This is a genomic window from Streptomyces sp. NPDC014623 (assembly GCF_043088245.1).
Taxonomy (GTDB): Bacteria; Actinomycetota; Actinomycetes; order Streptomycetales; family Streptomycetaceae; genus Streptomyces.
The window spans coordinates 1-16,283 of sequence record NZ_JBIBZU010000015.1 but is presented as its reverse complement, the minus strand read 5'-3'; the positions used below and the strand labels follow the sequence as shown (position 1 = coordinate 16,283).

The 16,283-nt window shown below is 73.9% G+C and carries 15 protein-coding genes and 1 pseudogene; 8 read left to right on the top strand and 8 right to left on the bottom strand.

The window, feature by feature from the left end; all coding sequences use genetic code 11:
- Positions 1–406 precede the first annotated feature (406 nt).
- From ACF1FZ_RS23205 to ACF1FZ_RS23185, 5 genes are read right to left on the bottom strand one after another with little or no spacing between them, the layout of a single operon-like run.
- Complete coding sequence (locus ACF1FZ_RS23205) at positions 407–1,225, bottom strand: ECF transporter S component (protein ID WP_391775310.1); 819 nt, start codon at positions 1,223–1,225, stop codon at positions 407–409.
- Positions 1,222–2,937: an ABC transporter ATP-binding protein gene (locus ACF1FZ_RS23200; RefSeq protein WP_391775309.1), complete on the bottom strand. Its 1,716-nt coding sequence runs from the start codon at positions 2,935–2,937 to the stop codon at positions 1,222–1,224. The genes ACF1FZ_RS23205 and ACF1FZ_RS23200 overlap by 4 nt, the downstream gene beginning before the upstream one ends.
- Complete coding sequence (locus ACF1FZ_RS23195; protein WP_391775308.1) at positions 2,934–4,079, bottom strand: energy-coupling factor transporter transmembrane protein EcfT; 1,146 nt, start codon at positions 4,077–4,079, stop codon at positions 2,934–2,936. The genes ACF1FZ_RS23200 and ACF1FZ_RS23195 overlap by 4 nt, the downstream gene beginning before the upstream one ends.
- Positions 4,076–4,780: an SCO2322 family protein gene (locus tag ACF1FZ_RS23190; protein WP_391775307.1), complete on the bottom strand. Its 705-nt coding sequence runs from the start codon at positions 4,778–4,780 to the stop codon at positions 4,076–4,078. Before ACF1FZ_RS23190 ends, ACF1FZ_RS23195 begins: the two co-directional genes overlap by 4 nt.
- A complete protein-coding gene (locus ACF1FZ_RS23185) occupies positions 4,777–6,030 on the bottom strand; it encodes a prenyltransferase/squalene oxidase repeat-containing protein (protein ID WP_391775306.1) in 1,254 nt (417 codons plus the stop codon). The genes ACF1FZ_RS23190 and ACF1FZ_RS23185 overlap by 4 nt, the downstream gene beginning before the upstream one ends.
- Before the next feature lie 321 nt (positions 6,031–6,351).
- On the opposite strand from ACF1FZ_RS23185, the gene ACF1FZ_RS23180 reads away from it, so the two are divergent.
- Positions 6,352–6,810 (top strand): hypothetical protein, encoded by a 459-nt coding sequence (locus ACF1FZ_RS23180; protein ID WP_391775305.1) that lies wholly within the window; start codon positions 6,352–6,354, stop codon positions 6,808–6,810.
- A gap of 291 nt (positions 6,811–7,101) precedes the next feature.
- Here ACF1FZ_RS23180 and ACF1FZ_RS23175 read toward each other — a convergent pair.
- Positions 7,102–7,332: pseudogene (locus tag ACF1FZ_RS23175) on the bottom strand (hypothetical protein); the annotation flags it as partial.
- A gap of 83 nt (positions 7,333–7,415) precedes the next feature.
- Here ACF1FZ_RS23175 and ACF1FZ_RS23170 point away from each other — a divergent pair.
- Complete coding sequence (locus ACF1FZ_RS23170) at positions 7,416–8,201, top strand: 3-hydroxybutyrate dehydrogenase (protein WP_391775304.1); 786 nt, start codon at positions 7,416–7,418, stop codon at positions 8,199–8,201.
- A 31-nt stretch (positions 8,202–8,232) separates the two neighbouring features.
- Positions 8,233–10,209, top strand: a complete 1,977-nt coding sequence (locus ACF1FZ_RS23165; protein ID WP_391775303.1) for a helix-turn-helix domain-containing protein — start codon at positions 8,233–8,235, stop codon at positions 10,207–10,209.
- A 97-nt stretch (positions 10,210–10,306) separates the two neighbouring features.
- On the opposite strand, the gene ACF1FZ_RS23160 is transcribed toward ACF1FZ_RS23165, so the two are convergent.
- Positions 10,307–10,912: a TetR family transcriptional regulator gene (locus tag ACF1FZ_RS23160; RefSeq protein ID WP_391775302.1), complete on the bottom strand. Its 606-nt coding sequence runs from the start codon at positions 10,910–10,912 to the stop codon at positions 10,307–10,309.
- A 230-nt stretch (positions 10,913–11,142) separates the two neighbouring features.
- Here ACF1FZ_RS23160 and ACF1FZ_RS23155 point away from each other — a divergent pair, with 230 nt between their 5' ends.
- The 3 genes from ACF1FZ_RS23155 to ACF1FZ_RS23145 are packed head-to-tail and all read left to right on the top strand — an operon-like array spanning position 11,143 to position 14,325.
- Complete coding sequence (locus ACF1FZ_RS23155; RefSeq protein ID WP_391775301.1) at positions 11,143–12,456, top strand: glycosyltransferase family 4 protein; 1,314 nt, start codon at positions 11,143–11,145, stop codon at positions 12,454–12,456.
- A 52-nt stretch (positions 12,457–12,508) separates the two neighbouring features.
- Positions 12,509–13,240 carry a class I SAM-dependent methyltransferase gene (locus ACF1FZ_RS23150; RefSeq protein ID WP_391775300.1) on the top strand — a complete coding sequence of 244 codons (732 nt, stop codon included), beginning with the start codon at positions 12,509–12,511 and terminating at the stop codon, positions 13,238–13,240.
- Positions 13,237–14,325, top strand: coding sequence for a prenyltransferase (locus ACF1FZ_RS23145; RefSeq protein WP_391775299.1), 1,089 nt, complete (start codon positions 13,237–13,239; stop codon positions 14,323–14,325). The genes ACF1FZ_RS23150 and ACF1FZ_RS23145 overlap by 4 nt, the downstream gene beginning before the upstream one ends.
- On the opposite strand, the gene ACF1FZ_RS23140 is transcribed toward ACF1FZ_RS23145, so the two are convergent.
- Positions 14,322–14,615 (bottom strand): hypothetical protein, encoded by a 294-nt coding sequence (locus tag ACF1FZ_RS23140; protein WP_391775298.1) that lies wholly within the window; start codon positions 14,613–14,615, stop codon positions 14,322–14,324. The two genes, ACF1FZ_RS23145 and ACF1FZ_RS23140, sit on opposite strands and share 4 nt — an antisense overlap.
- 140 nt (positions 14,616–14,755) lie before the next feature.
- Between ACF1FZ_RS23140 and ACF1FZ_RS23135 the strand changes: the two genes are divergently transcribed.
- Both ACF1FZ_RS23135 and ACF1FZ_RS23130 read left to right on the top strand, forming a co-directional pair.
- Complete coding sequence (locus tag ACF1FZ_RS23135; protein ID WP_391775297.1) at positions 14,756–15,310, top strand: hypothetical protein; 555 nt, start codon at positions 14,756–14,758, stop codon at positions 15,308–15,310.
- 41 nt (positions 15,311–15,351) lie between these two features.
- Entirely contained in the window at positions 15,352–16,131 is a 780-nt protein-coding gene (locus ACF1FZ_RS23130; protein ID WP_391775296.1) for a maleylpyruvate isomerase family mycothiol-dependent enzyme, read from the top strand.
- Positions 16,132–16,283: the final 152 nt, after the last annotated feature.

Sequence of the window (16,283 nt, the reverse complement as noted above, 5' to 3'; positions counted from 1 at the left end):
GCCGCCCCCCACCCCTTCGGCGTGGATCGCCGCGTCCTTCGAGGATCCGCCCGGGACGGGCGCCCCGCCACTCGAACGGCTCAGTGCCGGCCCGGCCTTCGTGGTCCGGTCGCCGCCCCGCTCCCCGAGCGCCTCCGCCTCCACGCGCGCCGTCCCGCGGGCGGCGGGCGCCGCGACGGCCGGCGGCACACGGAGCGCTGCGGGGAGAAGGGCGGCACCGGCCCGGACGCCGCCGTCGGGGCCGGTGATCCGCGAGGCGAAGGCAACGGCGGAACCGGCGACGGCGAAGCCGGTCCGGACCGGCCGCGTCTTCCTCGGACTCGTCGAGCGTGGCGGCGGTGCCGACGGACGCGGCGCCCGTGACGCCCCCGTCAGGCTCGCCGCACAGTACGCCCCGGCCGGCCGGTCAGTCCGCAGGGCCCTCGAAGGCGGGCCGCGCGTCGAACGCGGCGCGGCGGGTGGCCCGGCGCAGGGCTCTCAGCAGCGTGGGGCCGATGGACACGGTCAGAGCGACGGTCAGGACGGCGCGGCCCAGGTCCCAGCCGAGCGACGTGGCGGCGCAGTACGCGAGGAAGCGGACCAGGTTCTCGTGGAGCGGGTCGCCCGCGACGAAGGAGACGCCCGAGCCGAGCCCCGGCACGATCGTCCACCCGTACAGATTCATCACCGTGCCGTACGCGAACGCCGCCACGAACCCGTACAGCGCCAGCATCAGCAGCTCGCCCCGGCCGCGCAGCCGGTCAGGGCCGGGCAGCAGGCCCGCGCCCATCGCGAACCAGCCCGTCGACAGCATCTGGAACGGCATCCACGGTCCGACGCCGCCGGTGAGCAGCGCCGAGGCGAACATCGTGACCGAACCGAGCACGAATCCGAAGCCGGGGCCGAGCACCCGGCCGCTCAGCACCATCAGGAAGAACATCGGCTCCAGACCGGCGGTCCCGGCGCCCAGCGGGCGCAGCGCCGCACCGACCGCGGCGAGGACACCCGTCATCGCGACGGCCTTCGCGTCCAGACCGGAGTCGGCGACCGTCGCGAGGACCACCCCGACGAGCAGGACGAGCAGGACGGCGAACAGCCAGGGGGCGTCCTGCGCGTGGGCGAGCCCGGAGCCCGCCCCGGCCAGCAGCGGCCATCCGAACGCGGCCAGGCCGACCGCGCTGACCAGGGCGAGGGCGGCGACGGCGTGCGGCCCGAGCCGTACCGGGCGCGTGGACCGGGCCTTCACGCGAGCCCCTCCAGCGCGGTGCGTACCTGCCCCACGGTCAGCCACTGCCGGGGAGCGAGTATCTTCGCGGTCTGCGGGGCGAAGGCGGGGGAGGAGACCACGACCTGCCGGGTCGGGCCGTCGGCGACGACCTCACCGTCGGCCAGGATCACCACCCGGTCGGCCAGCTCCGCCGCCAGTTCCACGTCGTGCGTGGCCAGGACGACGGCGTGGCCCGCACCCGCCAGCCGGCGCAGTACGCCTGTGAGCCGCGCCTTCGCCGCGTAGTCCAGCCCGCGTGTCGGCTCGTCCAGGAGGAGGAGCGGGGGCCGGGCGGTGAGCACCAGGGCGAGGGCCAGCGCGAGCCGCTGGCCCTCCGAGAGATCGCGGGGGTGGACACCGTCGGGCACCCCGGGCAGCAGTTCGGAGACCAGGGCCCGGCAGCTGCCCCCGGGCGCGCCCGCGTCGGAGTCCGCCGCCGCGCACTCGGCGGCGACCGTGTCCGCGTACAGCAGGTCACGGGGCTCCTGCGGCACGAGCCCGACCCGGCGCACCATGTCGCGCGGCGGGGTGCGGGACGGGTGCAGACCACCGACGAGAACGGAGCCCGTGGCCGGTTCGGTCATCCCGACGAGGGTCGTCAGCAGGGTCGACTTGCCCGCTCCGTTACGGCCCATCAGTGCCACGGTCTCGCCGGGCGCGACGGACAGCGTCACCCCGCGCAGCGCCTGCACCCGCCCGTGCCGCACCCCGAGCCCCTCGGCACGGATGACGGGGCCGCGGGCCGCGGGCTCCTCGGGTGCCGTGACCGGGCGACGGCCGAGCAGCCGGCCGAGGAAACCGGGCCGGGCGGCGGCCGGTGCGGGGAGCGGGGCCACCGCGGCGTCCACCGGAGCCTCACGCGCGGGCGGCTCCACGTCGGCCAGCCGCTCCCGCAGGTCCACCGCCCGGCGCCGGGCGTCGCGCACCGACAGGGGCAGCGGCTCCCAGCCGGCCAGCCGGCCCAGCGCCACCACCGGCGGACGGACGGGCGAGAGCGCCATGACGTCCGCGGGCGCGCCCATCACGGGGGCGGCGCCCGGCGCGGGCAGCAGGAGGACCTGGTCGGCGTACTGCACGACGCGCTCCAGCCGGTGCTCGGCCATCAGGACGGTCGTCCCCAGGTCGTGCACCAGCCGCTGGAGCACCGCCAGCACGTCCTCGGCCGCCGCCGGGTCCAGGGCGGACGTCGGCTCGTCGAGGACCAGGACCTTCGGGTGCGGGGTGAGGACCGAGCCGATCGCGACCCGCTGCCGCTGGCCCCCGGAGAGCGTGGCGATCGGCCGGTCCCGCAGGCCGGCGAGCCCCAGCAGATCCAGCGTCTCCTCGACCCGGCGCCGCATCACGTCCGGGGCGAGGCCCAGCGACTCCATGCCGTACGCCAGTTCGTCCTCGACGGTGTCCGTCACGAAGTGGGCGAGCGGGTCCTGGCCCACCGTCCCCACCAGATCGGCGAGCTCACGCGGCTTGTGGGTGCGGGTGTCACGGCCGCCCACCGTGACCCGGCCGGTCAGCACCCCGCCGGTGAAGTGCGGCACGAGACCGGAGACCGCGCCCAGCAAGGTCGACTTGCCGACACCGGACGGTCCGACGGCCAGCACCAGTTCACCTTCGGGGATCGTGAGGTCGATTCCGGACAGGGCGGGGCGCTCGACGCCCTCGTACCGCACCGAGACCTGCTCGAACCGGATCATGGGTACTCCTTGGAATCCGAGGGGGAAACGGGCAGGGGCGCCACCACGGCGGGCAGCAGCCCGATCAGCACGGCGGCGGCCGGCCACAACGGCAGCACGGGAGCGGTGAGCGGCACGACACCGGGGTGCAGGGCGTCCGGGGCGGCGGCACCGGCCCAGAACATCGCCGCCGCGACGGCCACGCCCGAGGCCGCGACGAGCCAGGCACGCACGCCCCAGCGGTCCGGCCGGTAGCGGCTGCGGACCGAGCGGCGCCCGCCGAGTCCGAGACCGGCCATCGCCGCGGCCAGCCCGGCCAGCAGCAACGGCAGCCCGTGCACGGCGCCCTGCGCGGCCAGCAGCCCGTACGTCCCCGCGCAGACGCCCAGCAGCCCGCCGAGCGTGAGCACATGCGTGATGCGCCGGACGGCGGGCGGGACCCGCGCGGTGCGCCCGTAACCCCGCGCGTCCATCGACGCCGCGACGGCCACCGAGCGCTCCAGCGCGCCCTCCAGCACCGGCAGCCCGATCTGGAGCACCGCCCCGATCCCGCCGGCCGGACGGCCGCGCAGCCTCCGGGCCGCCCGCAGCCGTGCCACGTCGGCGACCATGTTCGGAGCGAACGTCATCGCGACGACCACGGCGACCCCCACCTCGTACAGGGCGCCGGGCAGGGACTTCAGCAGCCGGGCCGGATCGGCCAGCGAGTTCGCCGCACCGACGCAGATCAGCAGCGTGGCCAGCTTCGCGCCGTCGTACAGCGCGAAGACCAGCTGTTCCGCCGTGACCCGGCCGCCGATCCTGACCCCCTGAGCCCAGTCGGGCAACGGCACCTCGGGCAGCGCGAACAGGGTGTGCGTGCCGGGCACCGGGGAACCGAGGAAGACCGAGAAGACCAGGCGCACGGCGACGACGAACAGCCCGAGCTTGATGAACGCCCCGTACGAACGGGCCCACGGCGCGTCCGTACGGCGCGCCGCCACCACATAGCCCGCCACCCCCACGAGCAGCCCGAGCAGCAGCGGATTGGTGGTACGGGACGCCGCGGTCGCCAGCCCGAGGGCCCACAGCCACCAGGCCCCGGCGGGCAGCGCGTTGCTGCGGGTGGCCTCGGGGGCGCGCAGGGCGGCGTGCCGCCGGGCCGCACCGGGGGAGCGGGTCATCGGCGGCGGCGGGCCCGCAGCACGGCGGCGGCACCCAGGACGAGTACCGCGCCGACGCCGGTGAGCACCCCGGCCGAGGGGCCGCCGCCTTCCGGAGCGGCGTCCGCACCGGCCACGGAGTCCGAGGCATCCGCGGCGTCCGTGGTGGGCGCCTCGGCCGGGCCGCCGCCCTCCACGGCACCGGAGTCCCCGCCGGCCTGTTCGCCGCAGCCCGAACGCGGATAGCCCGAGATCGCGCAGAGCATCGCGGAGCTGTCGTACCTCAGCGGCTTCGCCACCGAGGCGAGGGCCTGGGCCGTGTTCGCGTCCGGCGGCACCTGGGCGCAGGCGGTGCGCGGCGCGGGCGGCTTCTCGCCGTCCGGCGCGTCCACCGCCGTACCCGGGTCGATGACCAGGGCGATCCGCTTGAGACCGTCCTTCACCGGGGTGTCCGCGCAGACGGCCCCGAAGTCCGGTGCGCGGCGCGGCTGCGCCGAGTCCCGGGAGTCCTCGCTGACCGAGAAGCGGAAACCCTGCACCGCGCCGTCGTCCGGCCGGACCACGGAAGGCCCCTGGGTGGCGTAGGTCCAGCCCTTCCCGCCGTCACCTTCCCAGAACGACCAGTAGCGGTAACCGGCCGCCTGCGCGCTCCCCGCGCCCAGCACGGCCAGGACGGCGCCGGCGAGGAGGAGCAGCACCGCTGTGACCGGCGGACGCCTCACAGCTGCTGGTTCTTCCGGCGCCCGCTCAGCAGGAAGCCGATGCCCGCGCCGAAGGCGAGACCGATGCCGATGATCCACCAGAGGCCGAGCCCCTCGTCGTCGCTGCTCGTGTCCGCGGGCTTCGAAGGCGTCGTCGCGGCCGGCGAGGGAACGGCGGTGGCGGCGGGCGCCGGACCCGTCGAGTTGAGCTGCCGGACGAGGTCGACGCCACCGAAGTCCCGGGCGTCGGTACCGGTCGCGTGGGCGGCGAGCACCAGCTGGGCGGTCGCGGCGGGGCCGCCCTCCTCGGCCCAGCCCTGGGCGTGCTTCTCCAGATACGCGACCGCCCCGGCCGCCTTGTCCTTGTGCCCGGACGCCGCCAGCGCCACGACCGCGTCCGCCGTGTTGCCGAAGTCCGGCTGCGGGGCGGAATCCTCGGCGCCGGGCATCGGCGGAAGGTCCAGGTGTCCCGATCCGGCGAGAGCCTTCGCCAGGTAGAAGGCACCGTTCTGCGCGGACTGCTCGGGGGTGAGGCCGGTGCCCTCATGGCAGACGGGGGCCTTCACCGCGTTGTAGTTCCCCGCGGCCATGCCCTTGCCCATCGAGCCGAGGACCGCGGCCGCCGTGGCGTCCGCGTTGGCGGTGAGTCCTCCCTTCTTGTCCGGCTGATAGGCGAACGCCCCACCGTCCTCGCCCCCGCAGGGAAGCGCGAAGGTCTGCAGCGCCGTGTACGGCGTCTTCCCCCCCGCCTTGGTGACCTCGGCGAGAGGCACGCCCGCCCTGGCCATGGCCCCGGTCACGACGCCGGTGGAGTTGGCGTCGCTCGGGCTGCCCGGGTTGTAACCCCAGCCGCCGTCCTCGTTCTGCACGGACTTCAGCCAGCTGACCCCGTTGTCCACGACCTCACGGTGCACACCCAGCTCCACCAGGGCCTGCACCGCCGCCGCCGTGGCGTTGGTGTCCGCGACCGTTCCGGCGTCGCAGGGCTCGGAGGCGTCACGGTACGAGGCGAAGGCCCCGCTGTCGCACTGCTGGCCGACGAGCCAGTCCACCGCCCGGGTGGCGGGGGTGACCAGCTCGATCTTCTGCGCGAGGAAGGCCAGCGACTGGCGCCACACCCCGTCGTACGTCGGGTCCTTCGTGCCGTACAGCCCCGCCGGAAGGTCAGGAGCGGACGGGGACGGACTCGGCGCGGCGACCGCCACCGGGGCGGCCGCTCCACAGAGCACGGCGGTGAGCGCGAGCGCTGCCGCGCGGCGGCGTACGGACATGACGGGCCGGGCCTCTCGAATGGGGTTGCCCCTGCTCGAGCTGGGCCGAGCGCATGAGGGTCGGCGCCGGATTCGCACCGGCTTCCCCCCGTACGGGCATGACGACGACCAGCTCACTCTACCGGGGCGCTCCCGGTCTCCTCCGGGCGGAGAGCCGGAACCCGCACACGAACCCTTCCCAGCAGGTCAGACCCCATGCGAAACTCCGGCGGGGGTCACACGGGCGCGGGCCCGTGGGGGAGGAACGACCGGGGTGGGAAGCATCCAGTGCGCGGAACGAGAAGAGGCACGACGGCAGCCGCCGCCGTGGTGGCCGGATTCATGACGGTGACGACGGGCTGCGGCCTCATCGGGGAGAGCGACGCCGCGCAGGCACCCTCCCCGGAGCCCACTCCGCCGTTCACCTCGCGGACGGTCGCCGACGAGATAGCAGGCTTCGCCCGGGCCGCGGGGCTTCCGGACGGTGACACCTCCACGGCCGGGCTGCCGGAGGGCGACTGGCACACATGCGTCGTGCCCTGGACGGCCGACGCACCGGCGACGGACGCCGCCGACGCCTTCGAGGCGGCGGTGATGCGGATGCGGCAGCACGACTGGGAGATCGTCTCCAGCCATGCCGAGCGGGACGTCACCTACCGCACGCTCGCCAAGCGGGGCTGGAAGCTGTACGCCCGGCACCGCACCGCGGGGGGCGCCGGGCGGGCCGTGACCCTCACCGCGGTCGAGGACGGCTGCGAGCTGCCCCGGAGGATCAGGGACGGCTACGAGGACCCGGCCTGACAGCCCGGACCGGCGATCACGAAGTGGCCCGCCGGCGGCTTCCGGAGGGTGCGGGTGACGAACACGTTGTACAGCCCCATGTCCTGCTCCGAGCCCTTCGCGTAGGCACGGCCGCCCGGGGGGTGTACGCCCGGCCGGCCACCAGGTGCGCGTAGTTTCGACGCCGTGAAGCACCGGGCCGGGGCCGTGCCGCCCGGCGTGGTCGCGGTCACGGCGGACGAGCCCGCCCCGCCCGCCCCCCGAGGAGCCGGCCGCGGTCACGGAGCAGCGGTAGGAGGTGCCGGCGGTCAGCCCCGTGTCGGTGTAGGACGTCGAGGCGGTCGTGGTCACCTCCGCACCGTCGCGGTGCACCGCGTAGGAGGCCGCTCCCCCGACCGAGTTCCACGCCAGGGAGGCACCGCTGTCCGTGACACCGGTGACCTCCGGTCCGGCGGGGGCGGGCAGCCCGCCGCCACCGCCCGGCGTGTCCTTGCGCGTCCCGCCTGCCCGCCGGACGCGCGCCACGCCCCGCGTCCGCACCATGTACGCCGTCACCATGCGGCCGCACGGGGGTGTGTGCACCGACCCCGTGTGATGCGGACGGGGACGTCCTTACGGTGACGCCCATGCAGACTTCCCTGACCTCCCGGCACGACCCTCTCGCCCCCGCCGCCCTCGCCGGACGTACCGCCCTGGTCACCGGGGCGGCGAGCGGTATCGGACTGGCCTGCGCGCAGGCACTCGCCGCCGCGGGAGCCCATGTGCACGTGGTGGACAAGGCGGGCGCGGCCGCCGAGGACCTCGCCGAACGGATCGGCGGAACGGCCTGGGTGGCCGACCTCTCCGTGGCGGAGGCGGTGGACGGCCTGCCCGCCGACGCGGACATCGTGGTCAACAACGCCGGGCTCCAGCACGTGGCGCCCGTGCACGAGTTCCCGCCGGACCGCTTCGCGCTGATGCACCGCGTCATGGTGGAAGCACCGTTCCGCATCTTGCGCCGCACGCTGCCCGGCATGTACGAACGCGGCTGGGGCCGCGTCGTCAACATCTCGTCCGTGCACGGGCTGCGCGCCAGCCCTTACAAGTCGGCCTACGTCTCGGCCAAGCACGCACTGGAGGGGCTCAGCAAAGTGGTCGCACTCGAAGCGGCGCCCCACGGCGTGACGAGCAACTGCGTCAGCCCCGGTTACGTCCGCACCCCCCTGGTCGAGGACCAGATCGCGGATCAGGCGCGCAGCCACGGCATCTCCGAACAGGAGGTGGTGGGCCGGGTGCTGCTGGAACGCAGCGCCCTCAAGTCGCTGATCGAGCCCGCCGACGTGGCCGGCGCCGTCCTGTGGCTGTGCGGGCCGGGCACGTCGCACGTCACCGGAAGCTCGCTCACGATGGACGGCGGCTGGACCGCCGGCTGACTCCCCGTCCCCGGAAGAACGATGGCCGCCCATGTCTGAACAGCCCCCCTCCGCCGCGCCCCTCCTGGCACGCCTCCTCGACCTGCTGGCCGACGACGCCCCCGCCGAGGAACTCGGCGCCGTCGCCTCGGAGGCGAGGGCCGCCGGTGTGCTCGCGGCCGACCTGGCCGAGGTGGAGCGGGCGGCCTCCACCGCCCTGCGGATCAGAGGCGCCCTGCGCCAGCACCGGCGCAGGGAACTCCAGCTCACCGCCCTCTTCGACACGGCCGGCGACCTCGCGGCCTCCCGGGACCTGGACGACGTGCTGAAGGCGATCGTGCGGCGGGCCAGGATGCTGCTCGGCACCGACACCGCCTACCTCACGCTCCCCGACGAGGAGGCCGGGGACACCTACATGCGGGTGACCGACGGGTCGGTGTCCGTGCTCTTCCAGCGGCTCCGGCTCGAACTGGGCGAAGGACTCGGCGGCCTCGTCGCGCAGACCGCGAGCCCGTACGCGACCCCCGACTACCGCACCGACGAGCGCTTCCGGCACACCCGCAACATCAACGCCGGTGTGCTGGACGAAGGACTGGTGGCGATCCTCGGCGTACCCCTGCTGCTCGGCTCCAGCCGGGGCGGCACGGGGAAGGTCATCGGGGTCCTCTTCGCCGCCGACCGCGCCGCGCGGGTCTTCAGCCCCGACGAGGTGGCCCTGCTCTGCTCCCTCGCCGCGCACGCCGCGATCGCGATCGACACCGCCCGGGCCCTGGACGACACCCGGACCGCCCTCGCGGAACTCGCCGGTGCGAACGCGGAACTGGCCGGGGCCAACGCAGCCGTACGCGCGCACTCGGAGGCCATGCGGCGTGCCGAGGAAGCCCACGACCGGCTCACCGACCTGGTGCTGCGCGGCGGTGACGTGAAGGACGTCGCCGTGTCCGTCGCCGGGCTGCTCGACAGCCCCCTGACCATCCACGACCCCGGCGGGCGCCCGCTGGCGGCCGTACGGCCGGACGGCACCGGATGCGCGGCCGACAGCATGGACGCCGGCCGGCTCGCCGGCACCGCCGAGGAGTCCCGCCACGGAGCGCGCGCCGTGCACCGCGACGGCCGGTGGATCTGTGCCGTGCTCGCCGGTCAGGAGCTCCTCGCCGTCCTGGTGCTGCACCGGCCGGGCCGGCTCGACGACTCCGACCGGCGGCTCTTCGAGCGCGCCGCCGTCGTCACCGGCCTCCTGCTGCTGCTGCGCCGCACGGTCGCCGAGACCGAGAACCGGATACGGGGCGAGCTGATCAGCGATCTGCTCGGCGACCCGGGGCGCGACCCGGCAGGGCTGGCCGAACGGGGCCGGAGACTGGGCATCGACCTGGACCGGCCGCACCTGCTGCTGGTGGCGGAGGCGGCGGCCAGGGAGAAACTCGGCGGCGCGGCCATGCGTTACCTGTTCGGCGGGGACATCCACGGGGTGAGCGCCGAACACGCCGGCACCGTCGTGCTGCTGATCGGCTGCGACGGCGAGGACACGCCCGCGGGCGACGCCGCGCGCGCGGCGGCCGCCCAGCTCGGCCACCTCGTCCAGGCGCCGGTCACCGTCGCCGGCACGGGGCCGGCGGCCGGCCCCCGCGAACTCGCCGCCGCCTACGCGGAAGCCGCGCGGTGCCTGCCTGCCATGCGGGTACTGGGGCGCGAGGGCGAGGGGGCCTGCGTCGACGAACTCGGCTTCCTGGGCGTCGTCCTGGGCAACGTGAAGGACGTGAACGGCTTCGTCACCGCGGTACTGGGCCCGCTGCTGCGGTACGACGAGCGGCGCGGCACCCATCTCGTACGGACGCTCCGGGCGTACTTCGGCGCGGGCGGCAGCCTGATCCGGGCCAAGGACGAACTGCACGTGCACGTGAACACGGTGGTGCAACGCCTCGACCGGATCCAGGTGCTGCTCGGCCGTGACTGGAACGAGCCCGACCGCGCGCTCGAACTCCAGCTGGCCCTGCGGCTGCACCTGCTGACGGGCGGCCGGGAGGGCTGAGCCCGGCCGCCCGCCCCCCTCGGTGCGGGAGGGCAGCTCACCGCGTCCGTGGCGGCCGGGCCGTCGGCGTACCGCACCTTCCGCACACGGGCACGTCTCAGCGCGTGTCCGCCGGAAGGTCGATCAGCCCGCACACCGTCTCGATGTCCCGCTTCACCTGGGCGGCCGACTCCCGTCCCGCCAGCCAGGTGATCAGCGCCGAGTGCCAGGTGTGCTCGATGACGCGGACCACGGACAGCTGCTCCTGCGTGGGGTCCTCCAGCCCCATCGCGTCCAGGACGATCGCCGTCGTCAGCCGGGAGACGGCGTCCACCTCGGAGCTCACCCCGCGGTCGGCGAAGATCAGCGCCCGCACCATGGCGTCCGCCAGGTGGGGATCGCGCTGGAGCGCCCGGAAGGCACGCATCAGGGTCTCGGCGACCCGCTGGGCGGCGTCGTCCCCGGCGGGCGGCCGCCTGCGGAGCGTGACGTGCAGGTGCTGGAGCTGGTCCTGCATGACCGCGACCAGCAGATGGACCTTGGAGGGGAAGTAGCGGTACAGCGTGCCGAGGGCCACTCCGGCGGCGTCCGCCACCTCGCGCATCTGCACCGCCTCGAAACCACCCCGCCCGGCGAGCCGGGCGCCGGCCCGCAGGATGCCGCGGCGGCGGGCCTCCTGGCGTTCCGTCAGGGGAGCCGCTGCCGGTCTGGCTTCCGCTGTCATCTGTCCCCATCCAGAAAGGGAGAACCGGTTCCCCGTACGGCCGGACGCCGGTTCCGGGCGCGCACAGCCTGCCAGGGCGTCCGTCGTGGCGCGAATCACCTGATCCGGGCGTCACGCCGACGCTACCTGCCGGTAGATTCGGTGCGTGTTGAACGAACGAGTCTGAAACTTGTTCTAGATTAGCGCGACCGGTTACGCTCCGGCCAAAACGCAGTAGAAGGGTGCCGAGTGTGACCGCTGAGGCCATAGAGTCCGGCCCCTTCGCGGGCGGCAGTGCGTCGGGCACCGACGGTGACCGGCCGTTGCGCATCGCGCTCCTGACCTACAAGGGCAACCCCTTCTGCGGTGGCCAGGGCGTCTACGTCCGCCATCTCGGCCGCGAACTGGCCCGGCTCGGCCACAGCGTCGAAGTCATCGGCGCCCAGCCCTACCCCGTGCTCGACGAGGGCGTCCCGCTCACCGAGCTGCCGAGCCTCGACCTCTACCGTCAGCCCGACCCGTTCCGCACCCCCGGGCGCGGGGAGTACCGCGACTGGATCGACCTCGCCGAGGTCGCCACCATGTGGACCGGCGGCTTCCCCGAACCGCTCACCTTCAGCCTGCGGGCACGGCGTCACCTCCGCGCCAGGCGCGGTGACTTCGATGTCGTGCACGACAACCAGACGCTCGGCTACGGCCTGCTCGGGGACCTCGGCGCGCCCCTCGTCACCACGATCCACCACCCGATCACCGTCGACCGCCGGCTGGACCTGGACGCCGCGGACTCGGTGCGCCGCAGGCTCTCCGTGCGCCGTTGGTACGGCTTCACCCGCATGCAGAAGCGCGTCGCCCGCCGCCTGCCCTCCGTCCTCACCGTCTCCGGCTCGTCGCAGCAGGAGATCACCGAGCACCTCGGGGTGCGCCGGGACCGTATCCAGGTCGTCCACATCGGGGCCGACACGGACCTCTGGTCACCCGACCCCTCGGTCGCGGAGATCCCCGGCCGGATCGTCACCACCTCCAGCGCCGACGTGCCGCTCAAGGGCCTCGTCCACCTCGTGGAGGCACTCGCCGAGCTCCGCGCCGAGAACCCGGCCGCACACCTCGTGGTCGTCGGCAAGCGGGCCGAGCGTGGTCCCGTCGCCCAGGCCATCGAGCGCCACGGACTCCAGGACGCCGTCGAATTCGTCAAAGGCATCAGCGACGCCGAGCTCGTCGACCTGGTCCGCAGCGCGCAGGTCTCCTGCGTGCCCTCGCTGTACGAGGGCTTCTCGCTGCCCGCCGCCGAGGCCATGGCCACCGGGACCCCGCTGGTGGCCACCACCGGCGGCGCCATCCCGGAGGTCGCGGGGCCCGACGGGGAGACCTGCCTCGCCGTGCCGCCCGGCGACGCGGGGGCGCTGGCCGCGGCGCTGGGCCGGCTCCTCGGCGACAGCGGTCTGCGCACCCGTCTCGGCCGGGCCGGCCGTGCCCGGGTACTGGCCAACTTCACCTGGGCCAAGGCCGCCCTCGGCACCGTCGAGCTGTACCGTCAGTCGATCGCCGCCCGGGGAGCCCGCAGGTGAGCGCCCCCATGACTCCCGGAATCCGTACCTCCGACCTCGAAGGCAGGCCCCCGTGCTGACCGTCGACTTCACCCGCTTCCCGCTCGCCGCCGGCGACCGGGTGCTCGATCTGGGCTGCGGCGCCGGCCGGCACGCCTTCGAGTGCTATCGGCGCGGCGCCCAGGTGGTGGCCCTCGACCGGAACTCCGAGGAGATCCGCGAGGTCGCGAAGTGGTTCGCGGCGATGAAGGAGGCCGGTGAGGCACCCGCGGGGGCGACGGCCACCGCGATGGAGGGCGACGCGCTCAACCTGCCGTTCCCCGACGAGTCCTTCGACGTCGTGATCATCTCCGAGGTGATGGAGCACATCCCCGACGACAAGGGCGTGCTCGCCGAGATGGTCCGCGTGCTGAGGCCCGGCGGCCGGATCGCGGTCACCGTGCCCCGCTACGGGCCCGAGAAGGTCTGCTGGACGCTCTCCGACGCGTACCACGAGGTCGAGGGCGGTCACATCCGCATCTACAAGGCCGACGAACTCCTCGGCAAGATCCGGGAAGCCGGACTCAAGCCCTACGGCACCCACCACGCGCACGCCCTGCACAGTCCCTACTGGTGGCTCAAGTGCGCCTTCGGCGTCGACAACGACAAGGCGCTTCCCGTGCGCGCCTACCACAAACTGCTGGTCTGGGACATCATGAAGAAGCCCCTGGCCACCCGGGTCGCCGAGCAGCTCCTCAACCCGGTGGCCGGCAAGAGCTTCGTGGCGTACGCGACCAAGCCGCACCTGCCGAAGGCCGAGGCGTGAGCACGCCGGAGCAGACCGAACACCTCGTCCTGCCGGGCGTCCTCACCGCCGAGCAGGCCGTCGAGACCGTGGCCGCCCTGCTCGCCGTGCAGCGCGAGGACGGGGCTCTGCCCTGGTTCCGCGGCCACCACCTCGACCCGTGGGACCACACCGAGGCGGCGATGGCGCTGGACGCGGCCGGCGAGCACGAGGCCGCCGCCCGCGCCTACGCGTGGCTGGCCCGCCACCAGAACGAGGACGGCTCCTGGTATGCGGCCTACCACGACGGCGATCCCGGGAAGCCGACCGACCTGGGGCGCGAGACCAACTTCTGCGCCTACGTGGCGGTCGGCGTCTGGCACCACTACCTCGCCACCGGCGACGACGCCTTCGCCGACCGGATGTGGCCGACGGTCTACGCGGCGATCGAATTCGTGCTGCGGCTCCAGCAGCCCGGCGGCCAGATCGGCTGGAAGCGCGAGGCCGACGGCACCCCTGTCACCGACGCCCTGCTGACCGGCTCCTCCTCCGTGTACCAGGCGCTGCGCTGTGCGCTGGCGCTGGCCGAACAGCGCGAGGAGGCCCAGCCGGACTGGGAGCTGGCGGCCGGTGCGCTCGGCCACGCGATCCGCAGCCACCCGGAGTACTTCCTGGACAAGAGCCGCTACTCGATGGACTGGTACTACCCGGTCCTCGGCGGCGCGGTCACCGGGCCCGACGCGACACGGCGCATCGAGGGCGGCTGGGACAGCTTCGTGGTCCCCGGTCTCGGCGTGCGCTGTGTGCTCCCCAACCCGTGGGTGACGGGTGGCGAGAGCTGTGAACTGGCCCTGGCGCTCTGGGTGACGGGGGAATCGGACCGCGCACTGGAGATCCTGCAGTCCATCCAGCACCTGCGGGCCGAGGGCGGCCTCTACTGGACGGGGTACGTCTTCGAGGGCGAGCAGGCCATATGGCCGGAGGAACTCACCACCTGGACGGCCGGATCACTCCTGCTGGCGGTGGCCGCGCTCGGGGGGGACGAGGCGACCACCGCGGTCTTCGGCGGCGAACGGCTGCCGAGAGGGCTGGAGCCGGACTGCTGCCGTGAGAGGCCGCTCCGCTAGAAGCGGCGGACCCGGCCCGCCACGGCGTGACCGATGAACAGATAGACGGCCGCGGCCAGTCCGTAACCGGTGACGACGCGCGCCCACGCTTCATCGAAGGTGAACAGGTCGTACGACCAGCCGGCCAGCCAGTGGGCCGAGTCCTGGACCCACTGGACCAGGTCGTTGCCCCGGTTGGCGTCGAGCAGGTACATCAGGATCCACAGAATGATGATGAAGGCCATGATGTCCGCGACGACGGCTATGACGCGTGCAGCGGTACTGCTTCCTGTGCCTGTTCTGGGAGACATGCTCTGCGGATTGCCGCTCCGCGATGAGTGAAACCCGTACGGCGGGCACCGGGTGGCGGGCCGTCCACGCACGGGCGAGCCTGGCGGAGAGTGCCGGACCACGGCACCCACCGTGAGGACCCCGGCCAGGGAGGCCCGTCGTGCCCCGTTCCGTACCGCTCCACCGCCTCCTCGTGACGCTGCTGCTGTCCTGCACCGTGCTGGTGGGGACCACGGCCTGCGGTGACGGCGGGGGCGCCGGGGCGCCGAGCAGCTCCGCGAGCCCGAGCCCCACGACGTCGGCCCAGAAGCAGAAGTTCGCCAAGACCAGGTTCGTGGCCAACGCGGGCCTGGCGGCAGGGGCCACGTACCAGTGGATCGTGAAGCCGTACAGAGCCGGGAAGTTCAAGAAGGGCGCGGACGGGCGGACTTTCGCGATGGTCAAGGCGGGAGTCGCGGGCGCGTTCGCGTACAACCGGCTCAAGGCCGCGGCGGACAACGCCAAGGGCGACCCGCTCCTCTCGAAGGCCGTCGCACCGCTGACCGCCGGGATCGACTCGCTCAAGGACGTGGCGGCCAGGATGGGCAAGGGCGAGACGGGCGCCGGTGACGTGGGTGCCTTCGAGAGCGTCATCGACAACGTCAAGGAGGCGGGGAGGAGCGCGGGCGCCGAGGTGAGGAACAAGGTCCCGTCGACCTCGCAACTGGGCGGATAACCGGCTGTGGAAAGCGTCGTGTGCCCCGTAGTGTGCGGGGGATGACCCTCCTCACGCACGCGCGCTACTGCGACGAAATCCTTGCTGGGACAGGCCGGTTGGCGGAACTGGTCAAGGAAGCGGACCTGACCCGGCGCGTCCCGAGCTGTCCGGACTGGAACCTGCGCGAGCTCGTCGTCCACGTCGGCGGGGCGCACCGCTGGGCCGGTGAGATGGTCCGCAGCCGGGCGGTCGACCAGCTGCCCGAGGACCGGATCCCGGGCGCCGGCGGCCCGGCCGGCGAGGACCCGGCCGCGCTGGCGGACTGGCTGTCCGCAGGTGCCACCGCGCTCGTGGACGCCCTGCGCGAGGCGGGCCCCGACATCGAGGTCTGGACCTGGGGGTGGGAACGGCGCACCGCCTTCTGGGCCCGGCGCGTGGCCCACGAGACGGCCGTCCACGGGGCGGACGCGGCCCTCGCCACGGGGACGGTGTACGAGGTGGCACCCGGCCTGGCGGCCGACACGATCACCGAATGGCTGGAGATCGTCGCCTTCGTCCAGGCGCAGGGCGACCCGGAAGCAGCACAACTACGCGGTGACGGGCGGTCCTTGCACCTGCACGCGACGGATGTGCCGGGGGCGGAGTGGCTGATCCGCCTCGGCGAGGACGGCTTCACCTGGCGCCACGCCCACGAGAAGGCGACCGTCGCTCTGCGGGGACCGCTGACCGAACTGATGCTGGCCTTCAACCGCAGGCAGAAGCCGGACGAGGGCGGACTGGAGGTCCTGGGCGACCGGGAGCTCCTGGACTTCTGGCTGGAGCGGACGTCCTTCGGCTGAGGACCGGCCACCAGGGACACGACAGCGGCCCCCGCCCTTCTTGGGTTCAGGGGGTCATTGCAACACCGCCTGGTTTTAGGTGGTGAGTAGATCACGCAGACGCTCGGCTGGGGTCTCCCAGCCGAGCGTCTTGCGTGGGCGGCCGTTGAGTT

Coding starts and splice junctions, on each gene's coding strand:
- ACF1FZ_RS23200 (WP_391775309.1), bottom strand. CDS start 2,937: ATGATCCGGTTCGAGCAGGTCTCGGTGCGGTACGAGGGCGTCGAGCGC.
- ACF1FZ_RS23195 (WP_391775308.1), bottom strand. CDS start 4,079: ATGACCCGCTCCCCCGGTGCGGCCCGGCGGCACGCCGCCCTGCGCGCC.
- ACF1FZ_RS23185 (WP_391775306.1), bottom strand. CDS start 6,030: ATGTCCGTACGCCGCCGCGCGGCAGCGCTCGCGCTCACCGCCGTGCTC.
- ACF1FZ_RS23180 (WP_391775305.1), top strand. CDS start 6,352: ATGACGGTGACGACGGGCTGCGGCCTCATCGGGGAGAGCGACGCCGCG.
- ACF1FZ_RS23170 (WP_391775304.1), top strand. CDS start 7,416: ATGCAGACTTCCCTGACCTCCCGGCACGACCCTCTCGCCCCCGCCGCC.
- ACF1FZ_RS23165 (WP_391775303.1), top strand. CDS start 8,233: ATGTCTGAACAGCCCCCCTCCGCCGCGCCCCTCCTGGCACGCCTCCTC.
- ACF1FZ_RS23160 (WP_391775302.1), bottom strand. CDS start 10,912: ATGACAGCGGAAGCCAGACCGGCAGCGGCTCCCCTGACGGAACGCCAG.
- ACF1FZ_RS23140 (WP_391775298.1), bottom strand. CDS start 14,615: ATGTCTCCCAGAACAGGCACAGGAAGCAGTACCGCTGCACGCGTCATA.
- ACF1FZ_RS23130 (WP_391775296.1), top strand. CDS start 15,352: ATGACCCTCCTCACGCACGCGCGCTACTGCGACGAAATCCTTGCTGGG.